Source organism: Psychrobacter sp. PL19 (assembly GCF_017875835.1).
In the GTDB taxonomy this organism is placed as follows: domain Bacteria; phylum Pseudomonadota; class Gammaproteobacteria; order Pseudomonadales; family Moraxellaceae; genus Psychrobacter.
In genome coordinates, this window is sequence record NZ_JAGING010000001.1 from 1,922,112 (window position 1) to 1,939,143 (window position 17,032).

Sequence of the window (17,032 nt, forward strand, 5' to 3'; positions counted from 1 at the left end):
TTAGGCATTCCTTTGAGTCTGATTCAGATGAGTTGTTAAGTTATGATTACTGCCTTTATTAGGGTTGAGCGTAGAGGGTTGCCATGGGCACGGAATCATGATGTAGGCGGAATATTTATCAGCAAGCTTTAGTAATCGGGTTTTATAATTGGTTTTACTGGGCATACTGCCACCCTCTATTAGCGCTTGAATCTCAGGCTGAGCGCCATATGTCAGCTGCCAGTTAATCAATATATTTTTGACAGTCTGCCAGAGTAAAATCTCTAAAGCCTCCGCTGAGCTTGCGCCTCGACATAAATAAAAGATAGCTTCACTTAGATTATTAACGAAAACGCAATAGGCAATGCGTGACCATCCCTCTTCTTTGGAGTAGAGGATCGACTGTTTGCTACGTGCAGATAAGCCAGTAACGTTGTCAAGTGACCACAGGGTATCAACAAGTTTAGTCCCTTCAAGATCTCGAACCCAAACACACGAAGGCAGTCCCTGATTGAAACCAATAACTGTGTTTTGTAAATGCGGTTCGAACACAATGCCGTGATTAAAAAAATAATCAAAGGTACCGTCAATTAAAATGTTGGCATAACGATCTAACCATAAACAGGCTAAGGTATCGTAATGTGGTATTTGACCGGTGTGGGAGCGACGCTGCTGCTGTAATTGCCGCTCAATCACACTGTCTCCAAACCTGTCCTCAGTAAACAAGGCTGCAGCAACTTGGGGCGCAAGATACTTGATTTCATCAGCAGTAAAAGATTCTCGAAACAAAATTCCAAATGCTTCTGTAATAAATTGAGTGGATTCAGCATCTTCATCGGGGAACTTGGACGCCATATCAACAGTAGCGGCAGCTGGTTCTAACATCAGTTTAAAAGTGGGGTCAGTCAGGCGTGTGCTGTGATAAATTTTTGCTAAAATACCGTTTAGATAAACGGCGCTGTGTAGCTCATACCACGCATTTTTGCGAATGCAGTTGGTCAAACGAACGTGGATAGAGCATTTAATAAAATGTGACAGCTGGTCATGATATAAAGTACGTACCGATGATGTTGGGGAGACGGTCTTGCCAGCAATACCAAGTGGCACAACATAGCCTGATGCTATCGCTCGCTTGATGGTTAGGTTCGCCAAGATGCCTTCTGCTTCCCATGGATGACACGGATAGTAAACCCAATCGTCTTGACTTATAGGGTCTAACGAGTCAGCAGACTCACTTAGTAAAATATGAGCAATATCGCTAAGCACTGTTTTGGCGTGTTCGCCAATATACGTGACTAGAGAGGGATCAATTTTAAACCAAAATAAGGAAAATTGACTTTGGGTTTCGGGGGAGTGAGCCAATAAAGAGGTCGTATTGACACCTTGTCGGCTCTTAGGAGAAGGGTGGTAAGCATGGCCCCAAAGTAATGCTTGCTCGCTGTAGATATAATCATTAGGGATATGGCTGTGGCTAGATTTGTCACTCTGAATACTGTGACAGTTGTGAGTAGAAGATTGTAGAAAGGCGGTTGTCATGCTAATGCTATTGACAATCTGATCTTTTAGCTCTTGATTGATACTCAATTGATAACGAGTCGCAATATAGTCATGGATATAATCGATTAATTGACGAATGTTTAGGCACATCCAAGGTTGATTGTTTGCTTTTAACCAAGGAGACCCACTCAGTTGACACTTCCCTAAGCGACTAAAGTAAGCCACTGGCAATACGATTCTGGTAGAGTGAGAGGGGTCGTTAGCCACAGGAAATCTAATAGTCAGTAGCCGTTCACTAGGGCAGGCTCGGTCATAAAGTAAACAAAACGGCAAGTCGTCATGAGCCTCATCGATACTCATGTCTTGATTGGGGATTGCAAATTCACGAAGATAGCAATTGATGATGTTCATGATAGCGTGTTGCTCAGATTTGTACTGGTGGTACTGTGACAGCAGATTTGGTAGATTATCATCTGGCATGTGGTTATTTGGTATATAGCTATTTGGGATAGTCTCAGCGTTACAATCTTGATTAATGTCATGGACATTATTATCGAGGCCAGTCAAGTCATACAGGCGAGTAGAGTTATTCGGTTTCATAATAGCTGTCTTTTTTAGGTTGATTATGGTTTTCAAGGTTTGTTAGATAATGCTGATGCATCCTTATGGTAATCATAGCGATAACCGCCATCAAAGCTGAAATGACAAAAGGAAATAGCAGGCCAAACATTGGGACAAATAAAGTGACAGACAAACCTGCTAACACGCCGCCCCATTTCGATAGCGCATCGTATCGAGAGAATATTTTTCCGCTATGCTTAGATTGGTTGGTGCTGGCCATTTGAGTATGAAGACTGCGGTAACACATAAACATACCCACACCGAATAGCATTCTAGCCAACCAAATCAAGGCCAGATAATCACTTAAATGCAACAAAGCGGCGACGGCTAGTACCGCAAAACCAAGTGTGAGCGATGATGTTGGAATGCGAATGCTTAAGCGTCCACATAACAGCTGGCAGATAAGATAAATGACATGTGGCATGGCATATAATTGACCTATTTGAGAGATGCTAAGACCGAAAGTTTTTGCAAAGGGCAGAAAGTAAGGGAAAGTTGCCACCATACAAAATGCTAAGAAAAACTGTAGTAACGATAGAAATAGATAAGGATTAGAGTAAAGGGCAGCACCCTTTATCTGTGAGTGATACAAATTTTTCTGACGATTTTTAGATAACGCAGCTTTGTTATTTGTACTGCTATAAGAATGAGTTGTTAAAGATGTTTTAGACAACTCAACAGCATTTACATCTGAGAGTGCTACCACTGAAACGACGTCTTTTTTTAGCCAACAGCTTAATAGGAATGCCAATAAAGGCAGTATGGCCAAAACGCGATATAAACTAAGAACCTCGTAATGGTATACCAAAAATCCTAGCCCAATAGGGGCCGTAATTAAGGCAAGCCGTGCTGAAAATTGAGTGAAGTTTAAGACTTGCTTTAAGGCGTTCTTATCAGTAATGCTAGTTGCCAAATAAGCGTTTGAGGCAGCCATAGTTCCGCCAAATAGCCCCTGAATACTCAGCCCTATAATGAGCTGCCATAAAGACTGAGAAAATCCGCATATCAAGAATCCAACAGCTAGTCCTAGCTCCGCACGCAAAAGCGACGTCTTTCGACCGTAGGTATCGGCGAAATGGCCCCAGAATCTAGCAGCGATAGCGGTCATCAGGGTTGGTAGTATAAACAGCAAACCAACCCAGCTCGATTGCAGTGGTGCATCCAACTCTTGGAGCATGATAGGTAAAAACAAAGGCATGCCTAAAGCAGAAAAAGCTGACATGTAGTGACAACATAGGACGATAGCCACCATAATCCGATAGCTCATTAGGAATCCTGATTATGTAGCTGCATGATTTTTAAGGTGTTGGGGGCTGATTTGCCATAGAATTTATTAATATCTGTGGCACCAGATTGTTCCTTTGATAATAGGCTGCCGGCACACAATAGGTATTTGATATACCAGTTCTTGTTTTCTAGCAAGACTTGTTTGGCAAGGTGGGTATCATAACCTTGCACTGATAGGCTTTGTAATGTCGCATTAATGCACGCTGTTAGGGTTTGATACGACTCATTACGATTAATAATGTCATGTTTGCTCATCATCTCGATAATGGCAACGATGTCTAGCTGTATGGTAATCGTCAAAAACATCTGAGCCAAAGCCAACTCATCATCGACTAATATGCGTTGGTCTTTGATATCCCCAATATCTATGAGGCTGGCTAAACCAGATTGCAGCATGGCGCCATTAAATCGTGGTGGATAAATTCGAGCGGCATCATTATCTTTCATTAGTAAGGTCATGTTGCGGTCATTGTGGTCAAATAAAATAACTGCATTTTGCTGATTAGACTCCAGTGCGACGCCATATCTAATCCATAAATTCAAATGGACATGGCATAACAATTGAATATAATCCCTCAGCCAAACCTGACTGTCTCCTTCATAAAACTGTTCAATTAAATGACTAATGAAAGGGCGACCATCAGGCATGACGCTACCCAACGCCGCCACTGGTACAGGTGTTTTATTAGCTAACTTAGTATCATCATAGCGTCTGACGATAAAGGCTATGGTTCTATCGTCGCCCATATGTCCCCCTATTGCTTCATCGCAATGAGAATAATACCCTCGAAGCGCGTTGTCATTTTTCTCAATCGCCTCTAATGTTTGTTGAAACCAATAACCATCATAAATGGTTGAGGGTTTAATCAAGCGAACGTTTTTATTACCTAATGTTCGGACTATTAGCGGTACTTTAATATGAATATTTGGTGCATCACAGCAGGCCACTGTACGAACAGATAATGTCGGTTGCACTCTCACAGCAGGCTTGGGTGCAAATATAATTTGAGGGGCGTCGTTCTTGAGTGCATTTTGTTGGAGCAAGGGGAGGGTTAAAGGATGAACGGGAAACAGTTGGTGAGTCTGTTGCAGATTGCTATCGAGACCCACATCTGTAAAGCTTGGCCAAATACTAGGCAGCTCAGCGCATACGGTAGCTAGCTCTTTAGAGACAGCGACCCAATATAGGTTAAAGGTTGGCGCAAACTCTGGACTATAAGATGTGATATCAGCCTCATCAAGACCGAGCTTGGCACGGGCAGTGGGGTAATAAGGATGGTCTAAATACGAGGCGACTTGATCGGCGTACAGCAAACGCTCAGACCAACTTGGGTATTCACTAATATTGGTAGCAAGATAGCGCCGTTGACATTTAAAACCTTGGCGGGCTAAAGCTTGGTGCTCCGTGGCACAATCAAGTTCGAGTAGATAACTATTAAGCGCCGCATCAGAGGCACTTGGAGACTGTTTGAGGACTGCTATAAAATCATCATAGTCACTCTTGATGGCGTAACCATCCAACGTTTTTTTAATCCAAATTGGGGTTACAAGTTGCCAATATTGCATATAATCACTAGGTACAATAGGCAACCAATCCGTTTGTTCAGGAGAGGTTATTTTAAGCCAGAATTTTTGAGCTTTAAGATCCTTTGGCAAATCAGGAATATCAAATTCTGCTTCGATAATCGAATTATTTGATAGCAGTCCATAGACATCTTCCCGGATACAAGTGTTGATAAAGCGCTTAGTAATATATTGTTTATCCATCATAAACTCTCAAAATATAAATTATTCGAATGTGTGACTAGGGGGTGTTTATAGCCGATTCAATTTAAAATCGATCCAGTGCTGCTGGGATAAATTTTTTGTAGCCTCTGTCTGCGTAGGCACAGCAAGCAAGAAAAATTTATACCAGTAGCACGTAATTGCAGCTTCTATAATTCAAACTGCCACTGTAAATCTTTTATGGCATCTCTTAGCATGTCATCCACTGTGTTAGCGCAGTCTGAATAAGCAAGCAGTCGGCTCAAATAGTCTTTATTAGAGTGAGTAAGTTGGATGGTTTGATGCTGTTTTTTTAGGGGTTGATGGATGACGACACTTTGTTGGGTTTGTTTTTTAAATGAGGCAGGAGCAGAGCGAATCGTACCCGATTGAGGGGCAGTAATGTAATGAATTCGTGCATGAGTATTAATGGCAAGCTGACCGAACTCCGCCTCTAACTCAGCAATTTTCACACCTTTGTGTAATCTAACAAGGGTGTCAAACCAAGGGTATTGAGACATATCATTCAATAAAAACTCTCTACCATCACCGATGCTGCGATAATTGATTTCAACTAAGTGCACCTCACCTTTGGGAGTGATAATAAATTCACTGTGACAGACACCCAGCCCAACGCCAATGGTGCGAAGAATCGACAAACAAGTATCATGGTATCGCAAACATAACAGCGTATTCCAAACGGCGTCTAGCTCTACGAAATGCGGTGGCTCAGTCAACGTTACCTCAAAGCCGCCCACGGCCACCAATGTCTCGCCATCGCCAAGTGTCTCTAAAGTAATCAAAGTTCCGGGAACGTAGGACTCAACCAGAATAGGTATTGTTGTGGATTTCCAAAAGTTTTGGCAATAAGTGACAAGTTCATTTTTGTCCATACAGAGTTGAACATGCATACTGGCGACGCCCTGCTTAGGCTTGGCGACCACAGGAAAACCAATCGTGAGATTATCAAGATTTAAATTTTTAGCGCTCAGTAATTGATATTTAGGTTTGTACAAATTAGCAGAATTTAGCTGTTTTCTAGTTAAGTGTTTGTCTTTGAATACAATGCATTGACGCCAGTCTTTACTGGGCAGATTAAAGAAACCAGCGACAACAGCCGTTGAGGCTTGTAAATGATCACTATTGCTAAACACCAAATTAGGAGAGACGTGATAGTTATTCAAGGTATCAATGATAGCTAAAGGGTTAAACACGTCGCATTCAAGGATAATAATGTCTGCGCCCAAGGACGTGTCTATTAAAGCGTCCATATGGGCATCTTTATGGTCAGTAATGATAATAAGTTTGGTGCGTTGCTCTGTCATCTGTCTCAATAAAGCGGGGATGAAGCCCTCAATGACTGCATCGTTGACGACATGAGAGATTAGAACCGTAGAATCATACATAGGAATTTTTCTCTTATACTTGAATATAAATAGTAGTAGGGTTTTTAATATTTACCTGATTGTAATGATAATGAGAATCATTACAAGTATATAATTAAGATGTTGGCTCTCTAGTTACTAAAAAATAACAAAAGTTTGTCATAGAGTGTTTTGAGTTAGGTGCTAAGCCATTTTCTATATCTAACATAGCGGCTATAGTCGATACTAAATAAAGTAGATACGTTGTGTTTTGACGCGCGACTGGTATAAATTTTTCTTGCTTGCTGTGCCTACGCAGACAAAGGCTACAAAACCTATATTTTAAAAGCAAACATCCCAGCCTCGCTGTATCTTTTTTACATCGGAATGGCTATAGCTAATATTTTTAAGACATAAAACTTGATTAGAGAAAAGTAGATCTATTTCAGATTTACTTTTCTCGTTGTGATTTGCTGAGGATCTCAGTATTTAAATTTTGTTAATATTTAAAATTGATAGTTAAGTCCTAGTTTGTACGAGCGCCCTGGTGCTGGATAGCGTCCGATAGGACTGGTATCGATACCTCGGAAATAGTACTGTTCATTAAATAAGTTATTAATACCGAACTGAACAGAGAGCTTCTCGTTCTTAGTGTCTTGTAACGTTTTTTGTAGACTTAAGTTCCAAACCTGATAGGCAGGCGTTTCTCCAATGCCGCCGTCTACGCTTTCTTGAGTGGTATTGGCATTGTCGGCATAGGCTTTGGCATAGTAAACACCGGATAAAGTGGCGCTATATTCTTGGTAGTTGTAGCCGGCATGCCAGCCCAACTGATGCGGAGAGCTATATGGCAATTGATTGCCTTCATCTTCTCCTTCTTGCAGCGTGGCGTCTAGATAGTTGTAGCTCAGTCCAAAATCTAGGTTGTCATATTTTTTAGGGGTATAAGTAATAGAAGTTTCTACTCCTTGATGCAGGGTACGCCCCACATTATCGAAGCTTTGTTCGGCACTATTCCATTGCAATTGATCTTTAAAATCTATTCGATACAGTCCCAAGTTAGCTTGCAGGTTATCAGTGGTGTAGCGTGTTCCCATTTCATAGTTCCATGCAAGCTCGCTGCTTTCCTCACCTTTACCTCGAATATAAGCAATTTGTGGTGTTCTAAGAGACTTCTGTGCGTTGGCATAAATGATCCATAGAGTGTCATCAGATTCATTTAATGCGTAGGACGTTGTCAGCCCAGGTAGCCATTCAGTAATGGTATTGTCTGTTTGAGTATTATTACCCGCATCATTAAAAGTCATTTTTGCATTTTCATAACGGATACCGGGCGTAACTTTGAGCTTATCATCCATAAGACTCATCTCGTCGCTAAGGTAAGCTGCCCATGCATCCGTTCGTAGATTCCAATCACGAGGTGTGATGGTAGTACCGTCAGCAAGCTTGGTTTGGGTCAGTTTATAATCGATATCTTCATTGACGTAGCGCACGCCACTGATTAGGTGGTGTTTGATATTTTTGGTATCACCAAGCTTAATAGAAAACTTCGGCTCCACGCCATAAACATTGAACTCACGAGGAGAGGTACGCAAGCTATCCGCTGCAATAGCAGGGTCTGCCCAGTGCACTCCTTGACTGTTAGCTTGTGAATTAAACCCCCATTCAAAGTTGCGAGTGGCGTGATGTCCAAAAGTCGTGAGGTCTAAAACCGCTTGCTCACCGATATCTAAATAGTTTTTGTACTTAGCATGCCAGCGCGTTGATTTGCCTTGATACGCTTCAAATGGGCGCTGGCTCTGTTCTAGATCTTGTTCATAGGCAGATGGCGAAAGCGCACCAGGCATTTCTGTATCGGCATCATAGTATTGCAAAAACCCTTCTAATTCCTGATTGTCATCAATATACCAAAGAGCTTTGGCTTGCAGGTTAGTGACTTCAGTGTCTGAGTGATCTCTAAAGCTGTCGCCCTTGATACCGTTAGCTTCCACTTGCACACCCAAATTATCATTCAGCCAGCGACTGTGACGGGCGTATAAACTGGTTAATGGCTTACCGTTTTGCTCAAATATCGTTGAACTGGTTCCAATCTCAGTTTGAGTCTCATTAGCAATAGGTTTGGTGACAAGGTTGATAACACCCCCGACATTATTGGGACCATATTGGGTCGCAGCCCCACCTCGCACGACATCTATCCGCTCAATGTTATCGAGAGTAGCCGGAAATATAGATTGGCCAGTATGACCGTAAGGCGCTAATGTTAGAGGAATGCCATCCATCAAAAACTGCGCCTGTCCACTGCGGCTGGCATGCAAGCCACGGATGGAAATATTGGGTAATACCCCAGTCCCCGTTTCATCTTCAATTTTGACACCTGGGACAAACTGTAGCGCACCATCAATTGAGTTACTAACCGTCTTTTTAATCAAGTCATTATCAATAACCGTACGATTACCTGCAAATGCTTTTACCTCATTACTACTAGAGTCACCTAACGTTTCAGCGGTAACGACAATCGGCGCCGCGGTAAAAGAGGGAATCTGTTCAGTTGTATAGTGGTTATTAATGGAACTGTCTGAGCGCTCCTCAAAGCTAGAATCCCTGCTCATCTGCGTAACTTCAGCACTACTTTGTTGATAAATACAAAGTAAGGCGAGACAAAGAGCAGAACGTTTAAAAAAAATAATCATAACAATTCCAATTATTTAGTGTGTATTTATGTCAGTTAAAGATTAATGATGTTACTCAAACGTTGCAATTATAAACACTAATGGTTATCATTTGCAAAGTGTTTATCATTTATAAAATAAATAATCTAAGCTGTCCGCTCCCTTTTTTAACAGGCTATAAGAAAATTATTACCTTAAATATTGATAATCACAAAATGGCATCCTTGTTAATTTCTCAAAAATTCTATGGACCTAAATATGCATAACAATCAACCCAAGCTTCTAGTAACTGCGATTCGTTCTCAACTGTTTGTGACAGTGATGACAGCTGGTCTGACGATGACAGTGAGCCATCAGGCTGCCGCTCAAAACACGCTTGCAGAACCACCAATATTGAGTGGCCAAAATAGTGCACAGAACCTATCCACACCATCAACAACGCTTACGCCAATTGTTGTCACCGCTAAAACCTACGAAGGTTATGCCGCTTATACACCAACATCAGGTACCAAAACGGATACAGAATGGCTAGATGTGCCGCAGTCGGTATCGGTGGTCACCAAAACGGAGCTAGAAGATAGAGGTGCTGTGCGATTGTTGGACGCTGTAAAAGGGGTTGCAGGCTTGAATAACACGCTTGGCGAAGGTAGCCGAGACGAGTTTGTGTTACGAGGGTTCAATGGGTTGAACGATGTTTATAGCGATGGTATGCGTGATGATGGCAAATTGCAGTCCTATCGCAGTTTGGCCAATGTAGAGCGAATAGAAGTGGTAAAAGGACCGGCAGGCGCTTTGTATGGACGCGGTAGTGCTGGCGGCATTATTAACTTAGTCAGTAAAAAAGCAGAAGGTGATGACTTTGATAAGGTACAAGCTCAAGTTGGCAGCGATGGCTTAGTAGTGACTCGAATAGATAGCTCGCATAAAGTATCTGATACTGTCAATGCTCGCATAAATGCTGAATATCGTCGTAGTGATTCCTATGTTGATCATGTCGATTCAAATGATGTTTTCATTGCACCAACGGTTCGCTGGCAGCCGAATGACCAGCAAACTCTCGATGTATCCATCGACTTTATGCGTCAGCATCTCGTCCCTTATCGCGGTGTCCCGTCCAAAAATGGTAAGCCTGTTGATGTGCCAGTGAATACTTTTTATGGCGGCACCAATGATTACCAAGATTCAGACACGTGGAATGCCAAGGTCAATCATGAGTTTGACATTAATGACAACATGACATGGACCAACCGGGCTTCATACAGCCATATCAGTTTAGAACAAAAAGGCACCCGTCAATCATCTGCTGATATTATCAACGATAAAGTTGAACAAACAGTCAATAATTTTGGCTACGACCCGCGTACTAGCAAGACGTTACAATCTGAGTTGGCTTGGAATCTTGGTAATCATGAGCTGCTATTTGGCGCCGATTACAATGATATTGATATTGATTTGACCCTTGCTACTGATAAAAACATACCGTCTAAATCAGTATCAAATCCAGCGCAAGGGCCGACTGCTGATCCAGGGTTCCCCGCATTTCGTAAAAATAGCACCCAAAGCACCGGTATCTTTGCTCAAGATGTTTACCATATTGGCGACTGGTCACTAGTAGGGAATGTCCGCTATGACAATATGCGTTTGAATCAAAGCTTTAAAGGTAAGGACATTGAGCTTAATGAAGACAAATTCAGCTACCGAACAGGCGTCGTCTATAATTTTAACGACGCCACCTCCGCTTATGCAACAATGGCGCGATCATGGCAGCTGCCTTACTCCGGCATTTTTATCAATCCAAAACTGGCTGCCCTTTATCAGACTGACCTAAAAGAGATTGGGGTTAAGACTTACTTAAATGATGACAGTATTATGCTCAATGCAGCACTATATCGAATCGATAAAGAAGACCCAAAAACCAATAAGAATCGAGAAGTAACTGATAAAGATGAGTTCCGTCATCAAGGGATAGAGTTAGAAGCGCGAGGGAAGCTTCGTGACAATTGGGATGTGTCTGCAGGCTATAGCTATTTAGATGCAGAAGATAAAAAAACAGGGCTGACGCCAAATGATGTACCAGAGCAAACCTTTTCCTTATGGACAGCCTATCAACCAAGTGAACAGTGGCGCGTTGGGGGCGGGGTCAATTATGTCAGTGATCGCTACGCCGGAGACGCAGAAGCAGTCGAACTGGATGGCTATACTACGATAGATTTGATGACCGCTTATAGCATGGGCAAACATAACCTGCAGTTGAATCTAAATAACGCCCTAGATAAAGAGTATGCATTAGGGGCTACCAATGGCACATCGGGTAAGAATCAAATTGGTCTTGGCGCGCCTAGAACGTGGCTCTTAACGTACAACTATGAGTTTTAGTATATTTGATAATAATTATCTTATATCGTTAACTGACATCCTAATCGTGCACATTCAATTGTAACTAAGAAAAGCTATTTATGAATCAACGTCCAAGGCTAAGCATTATTTTACCTTTATTTGTTATTGCATTAATTATTATTGGCGGTGGTATTTTTATTGTCAATCAGAAGAATAAAGCCGCTGCATCGCCGTTATCTAATAGTGCTGGTAATGACACGTCGCAAACAGCTATAACTAAGCCGAGCGTAAATAATGGGGTTCGTCTGCTGACTGACCAGCAAATCAAAGAGCGCTTGCCCAACCTTGAAAAGTATTCCAATAATCCAAAGCGAATCGTGGTTATGGAAAACTCATTTCTAGGGGATGTTTTAGCGCTAGGTCTCAAGCCTGTTGGTATTGCAGATGATGATAAGCCTGACAGTATTATTACCGAATTTACCCAACAGATTTCAGACTACACCTCCATTGGCTCACGGTATCAGCCTAGCCTTGAGGCAATCGCTGATTTAAAACCAGATTTGATAATAGCGGACGAAGAGCGCCATACCGTCATCGCTGAGGAGCTTAGTCGAATCGCACCGTCGGTGGTGCTAAAAAGCCGCGGCGAGAGCTATGTAGAGAACATACAGACGGCTCAATTGGTCGGTCATATCGTACATCAAGATCAAAAAATGTCTCAAGTTATTAACGTTCATCTACAGACTATGCGCGGCTTAAGGTCACAATTGGCTAAAACAAGACTTGCCAGTCAAAACGTTCAGTTTGCTATTGTTAGCGATAAAGGTATGTGGCTGCATGGGCCAAGCTCTTATGCGGGTAGCTTGCTCAGTTATCTTAATATACAAAGCCCCATCCCTAAGCAGATGGATGTCGCGTATATTGCCACTAGCCTTGAGCAACTGTTGGCAGCGGATCCCGATTGGCTATTGATCGGTCGCTATAATGACCACACCCTTTATGATGAGTGGAAGTCCTCCCCACTATTTAATCAGCTGACTGCGGTCAAAAAAAATCAAGTCATCGAAGTAGATCCAACTTACTGGGCGCTAAATCGTAGTATGCAGTCTGCTGAGCATATGGCTACCGAGCTGCTACAGATAGCCAAGCGAAAAGGTGGAGAAAGTGCAAGCATGTCTTCAGAATTGTCGAATTAATGCGTTGTAGCACTAGCGTCCTTTTGAATGGAGCAGGGCTTCATGATTGAATTCCGAATGAATCGTTTGTCTCCTTTATCGCCTAAATATCAAACTATAAAGCGCCATGTACTGCGTGCGCTATTGTGGTGTGGGCTATTAGTAGTTTTATTTATTGGCTGCTGGCAAGGGTTAACGGCCTATTCAAAATTTTCATTGTCGTTGGCTGATCTGATTCCATTATTGACTCAACATAATGGCAGTTATCCAGCGTCGATAAATACGCAATTATTGATAGAAATCCGCATGCCGCGCGTGCTTGTGGCGATATTAGTGGGTGCCAATCTTGCGGTAGCTGGATTGCTTATGCAAGTGATTACTCGAAATTCGCTGGCGTCTCCTGCGGTCTTGGGCATTAATTCAGGGGCGGCTTGTGTGGTTGCATTGTCATCTATTGGTTTAGGCGTTGCCTTTTTAACATCTACCTTCTTGCAAGCTATGGTTGGCGCCGTCCTGTCTTGTGCCCTTGTTGCTGGATTGGCCGGCTATTTTTCTGGTCGCTCGGTTCATCCCGTTCGTCTTATTTTGTCGGGTGTCGCTATCAATGCCCTACTTATTGGTATTACGCGAGCGGCGCTTATTACTACAGATGAGCAAGCTTATGGCGTGTTGTATTGGCTGGCAGGCTCTATTGCAAATAGCCGCTGGGAGTCGATTCCAGTGCTAGCAATTACATCGATACTGGCATTGGGGTATGGTTGGTGGCTATCACCAAAACTAAATGTATTGGTATTGGGTGATGATGTGGCGAGCAGCCTTGGGGTAAACCTTCGAGCACTACAGTGGTCGTGTGGGGCATTGATTACTATACTGACTGCCGTAAGTGTCGCCGTGGCAGGCCCTATTGCGTTTGTTGGCTTAATCATTCCCCATGTTGCCAAGCGTCTTTTGAAGCAGGTATCTAATATGGCTTATGAGCAACTATTACCATTATCGGTGTTGCTAGGAAGTATATTGATGGTTTGGGCAGATGTCTTATCACGGGCAGTCGCTTATCCAGCGGAGACCCCAGTTGGCTTATTAACCGCATTGATTGGTACGCCCGTATTTATTGCGCTTGCGTGTAGACGACGACTAGATGGCTGATAGAGTGCTTAAGTTTTCGATCGTTTTAAACGTTAAACTTAAATAACCCTTATGCCATTTATAGGTTAATTCCAAAAATTTCAATTAGATGGTGTTCTACTTCTAATTATTACAGCTACGGTTAAATATTAACCAGATGCTACTCGAAACCATATCAAGCAACCTTACTAAGCAATCATATTAAGCAACGAATGATAACAAAAACTACTTCATCTTCGTCTCGTTCAAACTCGCTATCTGGTCGTAAGCCTGCACGTAGAGTGTTGGGGCTCATTATTGTGATGCTACTATTCCTTAGTGTCAGTAGTATATTTTTGGGTGCCAGTGAATTAACCATGGGACAAATCTGGCAAAATTTATATCAAGGCTTTAGCGGTGAGAAGGATTTTATTGTCTGGCAACACCGGTTACCCAGAACTATCTTAGCAATTTTAGTGGGTGCCAGCCTCGGTCTATCAGGGTCATTAGTGCAAGGGGTCATTCGTAATCCTCTCGCGTCACCGGATTTAATGGGAATCAGCGCGGGCGCAGGGTTCTGTGCGACCTTGTTGCTGGTTATGATTCCTACAGCACCGACTTGGTGGCTATCTGTCGCGGCCTCACTTGGTGGATTATTGGCATTTTGTATTATTATGCTATTAGCACAGGTGTCACAGCCCACGCCGGCACGATTAGCGCTTATTGGAGTCGCTATTAGTGCTTTTTTAGCCAGTGGGATTAATTTTTTGCTAGTGATTTATCCGGTTGAAATTAATACCGCGATGATTTGGTTAACGGGTAGTTTATGGGGTCGCAGCTGGCAACATATCCCAATGCTAACCGTAATATTTACCGTACTGATGGCAGTTAGTATGTATTTGGCTTGGCGATTGGATGTGTTAGGACTTGGAGAGCAGACGGCATATCATCTTGGGGTATCCGTAAAACCATTAGAATTTACCACGTTGTTAACGGCAGTAGTCATTGCTAGTTTGGCCGTATCCGTTGCAGGGACGGTCAGTTTTATTGGTCTATTGGCTCCGCATATTGCTCGGATACTCTTCGGGCATCAGCATCGCATCTTATTGCCTGCTTCAGCGCTGATAGGTGCCATTATTTTGGTGACTGCAGATTTATTGGCTCGCAGTTTATTTGCACCTATTGAGCTGCCGGCTGGGGTCTTGACCTCAGTGATTGGCGCCCCTTATTTTATCTTTTTACTTTCTCGCTATCGGGGGTGGTAATGCTATCGGTTAATAAACTACAGCTTGGCTATCACGGTGGTCAGACCGTTATTAAAAACTTGTCACTTGAGCTGCCAGAAAATAAAGTAGTGGGTCTTATTGGCCCTAACGGTTGTGGAAAATCTACGCTACTAAAAGGGTTGTGTCGTCTTATCCAACCTCAGTCTGGTAAAATCCTATTACGAAAACAAGATATGGTTCACTTGTCTGGTCGGCAGATTGCTCGCCAGATATCGGTATTGCCACAAGCTCAAACCAATCCTGAAGGGTTAACGGTCAGACAGTTAGTTGAGTATGGGAGGACACCGTACGTTTCGCATTGGGGTAAATTAAGCGCTGTAGATCAGCAGATAGTGGATAGAGTAATGAATGAGATGTCTATTCAATCTCTGGCCGAGACGTCACTTGAAGCTTTATCTGGAGGGCAACAGCAGCGTGCGTGGCTCGCTATGGTTTTAGCACAGGATACCGATATTATCATGCTAGATGAGCCAACCACTTATTTAGATATCTCCTACCAAATAGAGCTCATGAAGCTTATTCGGGGGTTAAAAGAACAGGGTAAAAGCCTGATTGTTGTGCTTCATGACCTCAACCAAGCAGCTAGATATTGTGATCTACTTGTTGTCCTGAAATCTGGTGAATTAAAAGCTATGGGAACACCTGAGGAGATAATGACAGAAGCGATGCTGGCTGAAATATTTGAGGTGCAAGCCAAAGTCATTACCGATCCTATCGCTGGTTCACCGATGTGTATATATTTATAGAAACCCCTATATCCTAAATGGCGCGTCGCTATTCATGGGCAGCGTAGGTAGTGACGAAAGTAAGATTCGTCGATCTTATAGCTAAATCTATTCAGATTAAAGAGGTAATGTAGAAAGCAAGAATCAATAATAGAAATATAATGATTAAATTTATTGATAATAGTTATCGTTTACATTATCATTAAGAAACTTTGGTTTCAGACAATTATTAGGGTGTTATGGGTTCAACGAATTTTAACGTGCCACCGCTTAAATTAACATTAACGGTTATGGGTTCTGTTGTCGTATTACATTTGCTGACGGCGATGACATTGGTGATGGTAAAAGCCCCTATAACTATTATTGAGCCGCTTAAAATAACCCCACCTATAGAAATACAATTGATGTCAGCGCCTGTTCCATTTGAAGAGCCGACAGTAGAAATAGCAGAATTGGAGTCCCTAAAACCATCTAAAACGCAATCTGACGTAAAACCTAAGCCTACGGTAAAGCCTAAAAAAACAATACAACCCGTTGCGAAAAAAGAAACGCTGAAGCCTAAAATCGATATTCAGCCTACTACCACAACGAAAGTCGTAAAAAGTAAGCCTGTAATCAAACAACAGACAAAATCACAAGAAGCAGATGCTTCAGCTCAAGCAAATGCTTTAGCAGCCGATAACGAACGTAAAATGTTGGCAGTACAAACCGAAAAGGCCACCCAACAGGCCCATGCTGAAGCCTTACGAGAAGCTAAGACAGCTCAAGACACTGCACGTGCAAAAGCAGAAGCCGCCAATGATAGAACTGCTGAAAAAGCCGCTGCCATAGCAAGCAATACACCGGTGAATTTTAATGCTAGTAATGCCAATTGGGCGTCCTCACCTAACTTTAATTTTCCTGCTCGTGCCAAACGTGGTACCAAGTCAGGTGATGTTTTTAAAGTGGTCTTAGTATTACAAGTTAATAAGCAAGGTGGTATTGATAGCGTGGGCCTAGCACAATCTTCTGGTAATGCCATACTCGATAGAGAGGCTCAGCAGCAAGTACGTTCTGGCAAATTCAGACCTTTTATGAAAAATGGCATACCAGTCGTAGGCAATGTGACTTTACCTATCAAATATGCAGTACCCTAAAAATTAGTTATTTATAAAGCTCATTATTTCTAAAGAACAGCTATTTATAATTTTTTCGAAATAAGCCTAAATGCGGTAGTCGCAGCGG

11 protein-coding genes are annotated in these 17,032 nt (G+C 42.5%); 6 read left to right on the forward strand and 5 right to left on the reverse strand.

All coding sequences use genetic code 11. The annotated features are described in order from the left end of the window. From H4W00_RS07830 to H4W00_RS07850, 5 genes are all read right to left on the reverse strand, one after another. Positions 1-2,076 (reverse strand): IucA/IucC family protein, encoded by a 2,076-nt coding sequence (locus H4W00_RS07830; protein WP_334684914.1) that lies wholly within the window; start codon positions 2,074-2,076, stop codon positions 1-3. Then, positions 2,063-3,364 (reverse strand): MFS transporter, encoded by a 1,302-nt coding sequence (locus H4W00_RS07835; protein WP_209956992.1) that lies wholly within the window; start codon positions 3,362-3,364, stop codon positions 2,063-2,065. Before H4W00_RS07835 ends, H4W00_RS07830 begins: the two co-directional genes overlap by 14 nt. Beyond that, positions 3,364-5,154 carry an IucA/IucC family protein gene (locus H4W00_RS07840; RefSeq protein ID WP_209956993.1) on the reverse strand — a complete coding sequence of 597 codons (1,791 nt, stop codon included), beginning with the start codon at positions 5,152-5,154 and terminating at the stop codon, positions 3,364-3,366. The genes H4W00_RS07835 and H4W00_RS07840 overlap by 1 nt, the downstream gene beginning before the upstream one ends. Positions 5,155-5,318: 164 nt before the next feature. Continuing rightward, entirely contained in the window at positions 5,319-6,554 is a 1,236-nt protein-coding gene (locus H4W00_RS07845; protein ID WP_209956994.1) for an ATP-grasp domain-containing protein, read from the reverse strand. Positions 6,555-7,018: 464 nt separating this feature from the next. After that, entirely contained in the window at positions 7,019-9,121 is a 2,103-nt protein-coding gene (locus H4W00_RS07850; protein WP_334684915.1) for a TonB-dependent receptor family protein, read from the reverse strand. 318 nt (positions 9,122-9,439) lie between these two features. Here H4W00_RS07850 and H4W00_RS07855 point away from each other — a divergent pair, with 318 nt between their 5' ends. The 6 genes from H4W00_RS07855 to H4W00_RS07880 all read left to right on the forward strand — a co-directional run bounded on the left by H4W00_RS07855 (position 9,440) and on the right by H4W00_RS07880 (position 16,944). Then, a complete protein-coding gene (locus tag H4W00_RS07855) occupies positions 9,440-11,557 on the forward strand; it encodes a TonB-dependent receptor (protein ID WP_334684916.1) in 2,118 nt (705 codons plus the stop codon). A gap of 80 nt (positions 11,558-11,637) precedes the next feature. Next, positions 11,638-12,714 (forward strand): ABC transporter substrate-binding protein, encoded by a 1,077-nt coding sequence (locus H4W00_RS07860; RefSeq protein ID WP_209956997.1) that lies wholly within the window; start codon positions 11,638-11,640, stop codon positions 12,712-12,714. A 42-nt stretch (positions 12,715-12,756) separates the two neighbouring features. Continuing rightward, positions 12,757-13,839 (forward strand): FecCD family ABC transporter permease, encoded by a 1,083-nt coding sequence (locus tag H4W00_RS07865; protein WP_209956998.1) that lies wholly within the window; start codon positions 12,757-12,759, stop codon positions 13,837-13,839. A 191-nt stretch (positions 13,840-14,030) separates the two neighbouring features. After that, entirely contained in the window at positions 14,031-15,062 is a 1,032-nt protein-coding gene (locus H4W00_RS07870; RefSeq protein ID WP_334684917.1) for a FecCD family ABC transporter permease, read from the forward strand. Then, on the forward strand, positions 15,062-15,829 hold the full coding sequence (gene fecE, locus H4W00_RS07875; protein ID WP_209956999.1) for a Fe(3+) dicitrate ABC transporter ATP-binding protein FecE: 768 nt from the start codon (positions 15,062-15,064) through the stop codon (positions 15,827-15,829). Before H4W00_RS07870 ends, fecE begins: the two co-directional genes overlap by 1 nt. A 218-nt stretch (positions 15,830-16,047) precedes the next feature. Beyond that, positions 16,048-16,944 carry an energy transducer TonB gene (locus H4W00_RS07880; protein WP_209957000.1) on the forward strand — a complete coding sequence of 299 codons (897 nt, stop codon included), beginning with the start codon at positions 16,048-16,050 and terminating at the stop codon, positions 16,942-16,944. Positions 16,945-17,032 lie beyond the last annotated feature (88 nt).

Excerpts from the sequence above, each read along its gene's own strand:
- H4W00_RS07830 (WP_334684914.1), bottom strand. The coding sequence starts at position 2,076 with ATGAAACCGAATAACTCTACTCGCCTGTATGACTTGACTGGCCTCGAT.
- H4W00_RS07835 (WP_209956992.1), bottom strand. The coding sequence starts at position 3,364 with ATGAGCTATCGGATTATGGTGGCTATCGTCCTATGTTGTCACTACATG.
- H4W00_RS07840 (WP_209956993.1), bottom strand. The coding sequence starts at position 5,154 with ATGATGGATAAACAATATATTACTAAGCGCTTTATCAACACTTGTATC.
- H4W00_RS07845 (WP_209956994.1), bottom strand. The coding sequence starts at position 6,554 with ATGTATGATTCTACGGTTCTAATCTCTCATGTCGTCAACGATGCAGTC.
- H4W00_RS07850 (WP_334684915.1), bottom strand. The coding sequence starts at position 9,121 with ATGAGCAGGGATTCTAGCTTTGAGGAGCGCTCAGACAGTTCCATTAAT.
- H4W00_RS07855 (WP_334684916.1), top strand. The coding sequence starts at position 9,440 with ATGCATAACAATCAACCCAAGCTTCTAGTAACTGCGATTCGTTCTCAA.
- H4W00_RS07860 (WP_209956997.1), top strand. The coding sequence starts at position 11,638 with ATGAATCAACGTCCAAGGCTAAGCATTATTTTACCTTTATTTGTTATT.
- H4W00_RS07865 (WP_209956998.1), top strand. The coding sequence starts at position 12,757 with ATGATTGAATTCCGAATGAATCGTTTGTCTCCTTTATCGCCTAAATAT.
- H4W00_RS07870 (WP_334684917.1), top strand. The coding sequence starts at position 14,031 with ATGATAACAAAAACTACTTCATCTTCGTCTCGTTCAAACTCGCTATCT.
- fecE (WP_209956999.1), top strand. The coding sequence starts at position 15,062 with ATGCTATCGGTTAATAAACTACAGCTTGGCTATCACGGTGGTCAGACC.
- H4W00_RS07880 (WP_209957000.1), top strand. The coding sequence starts at position 16,048 with ATGGGTTCAACGAATTTTAACGTGCCACCGCTTAAATTAACATTAACG.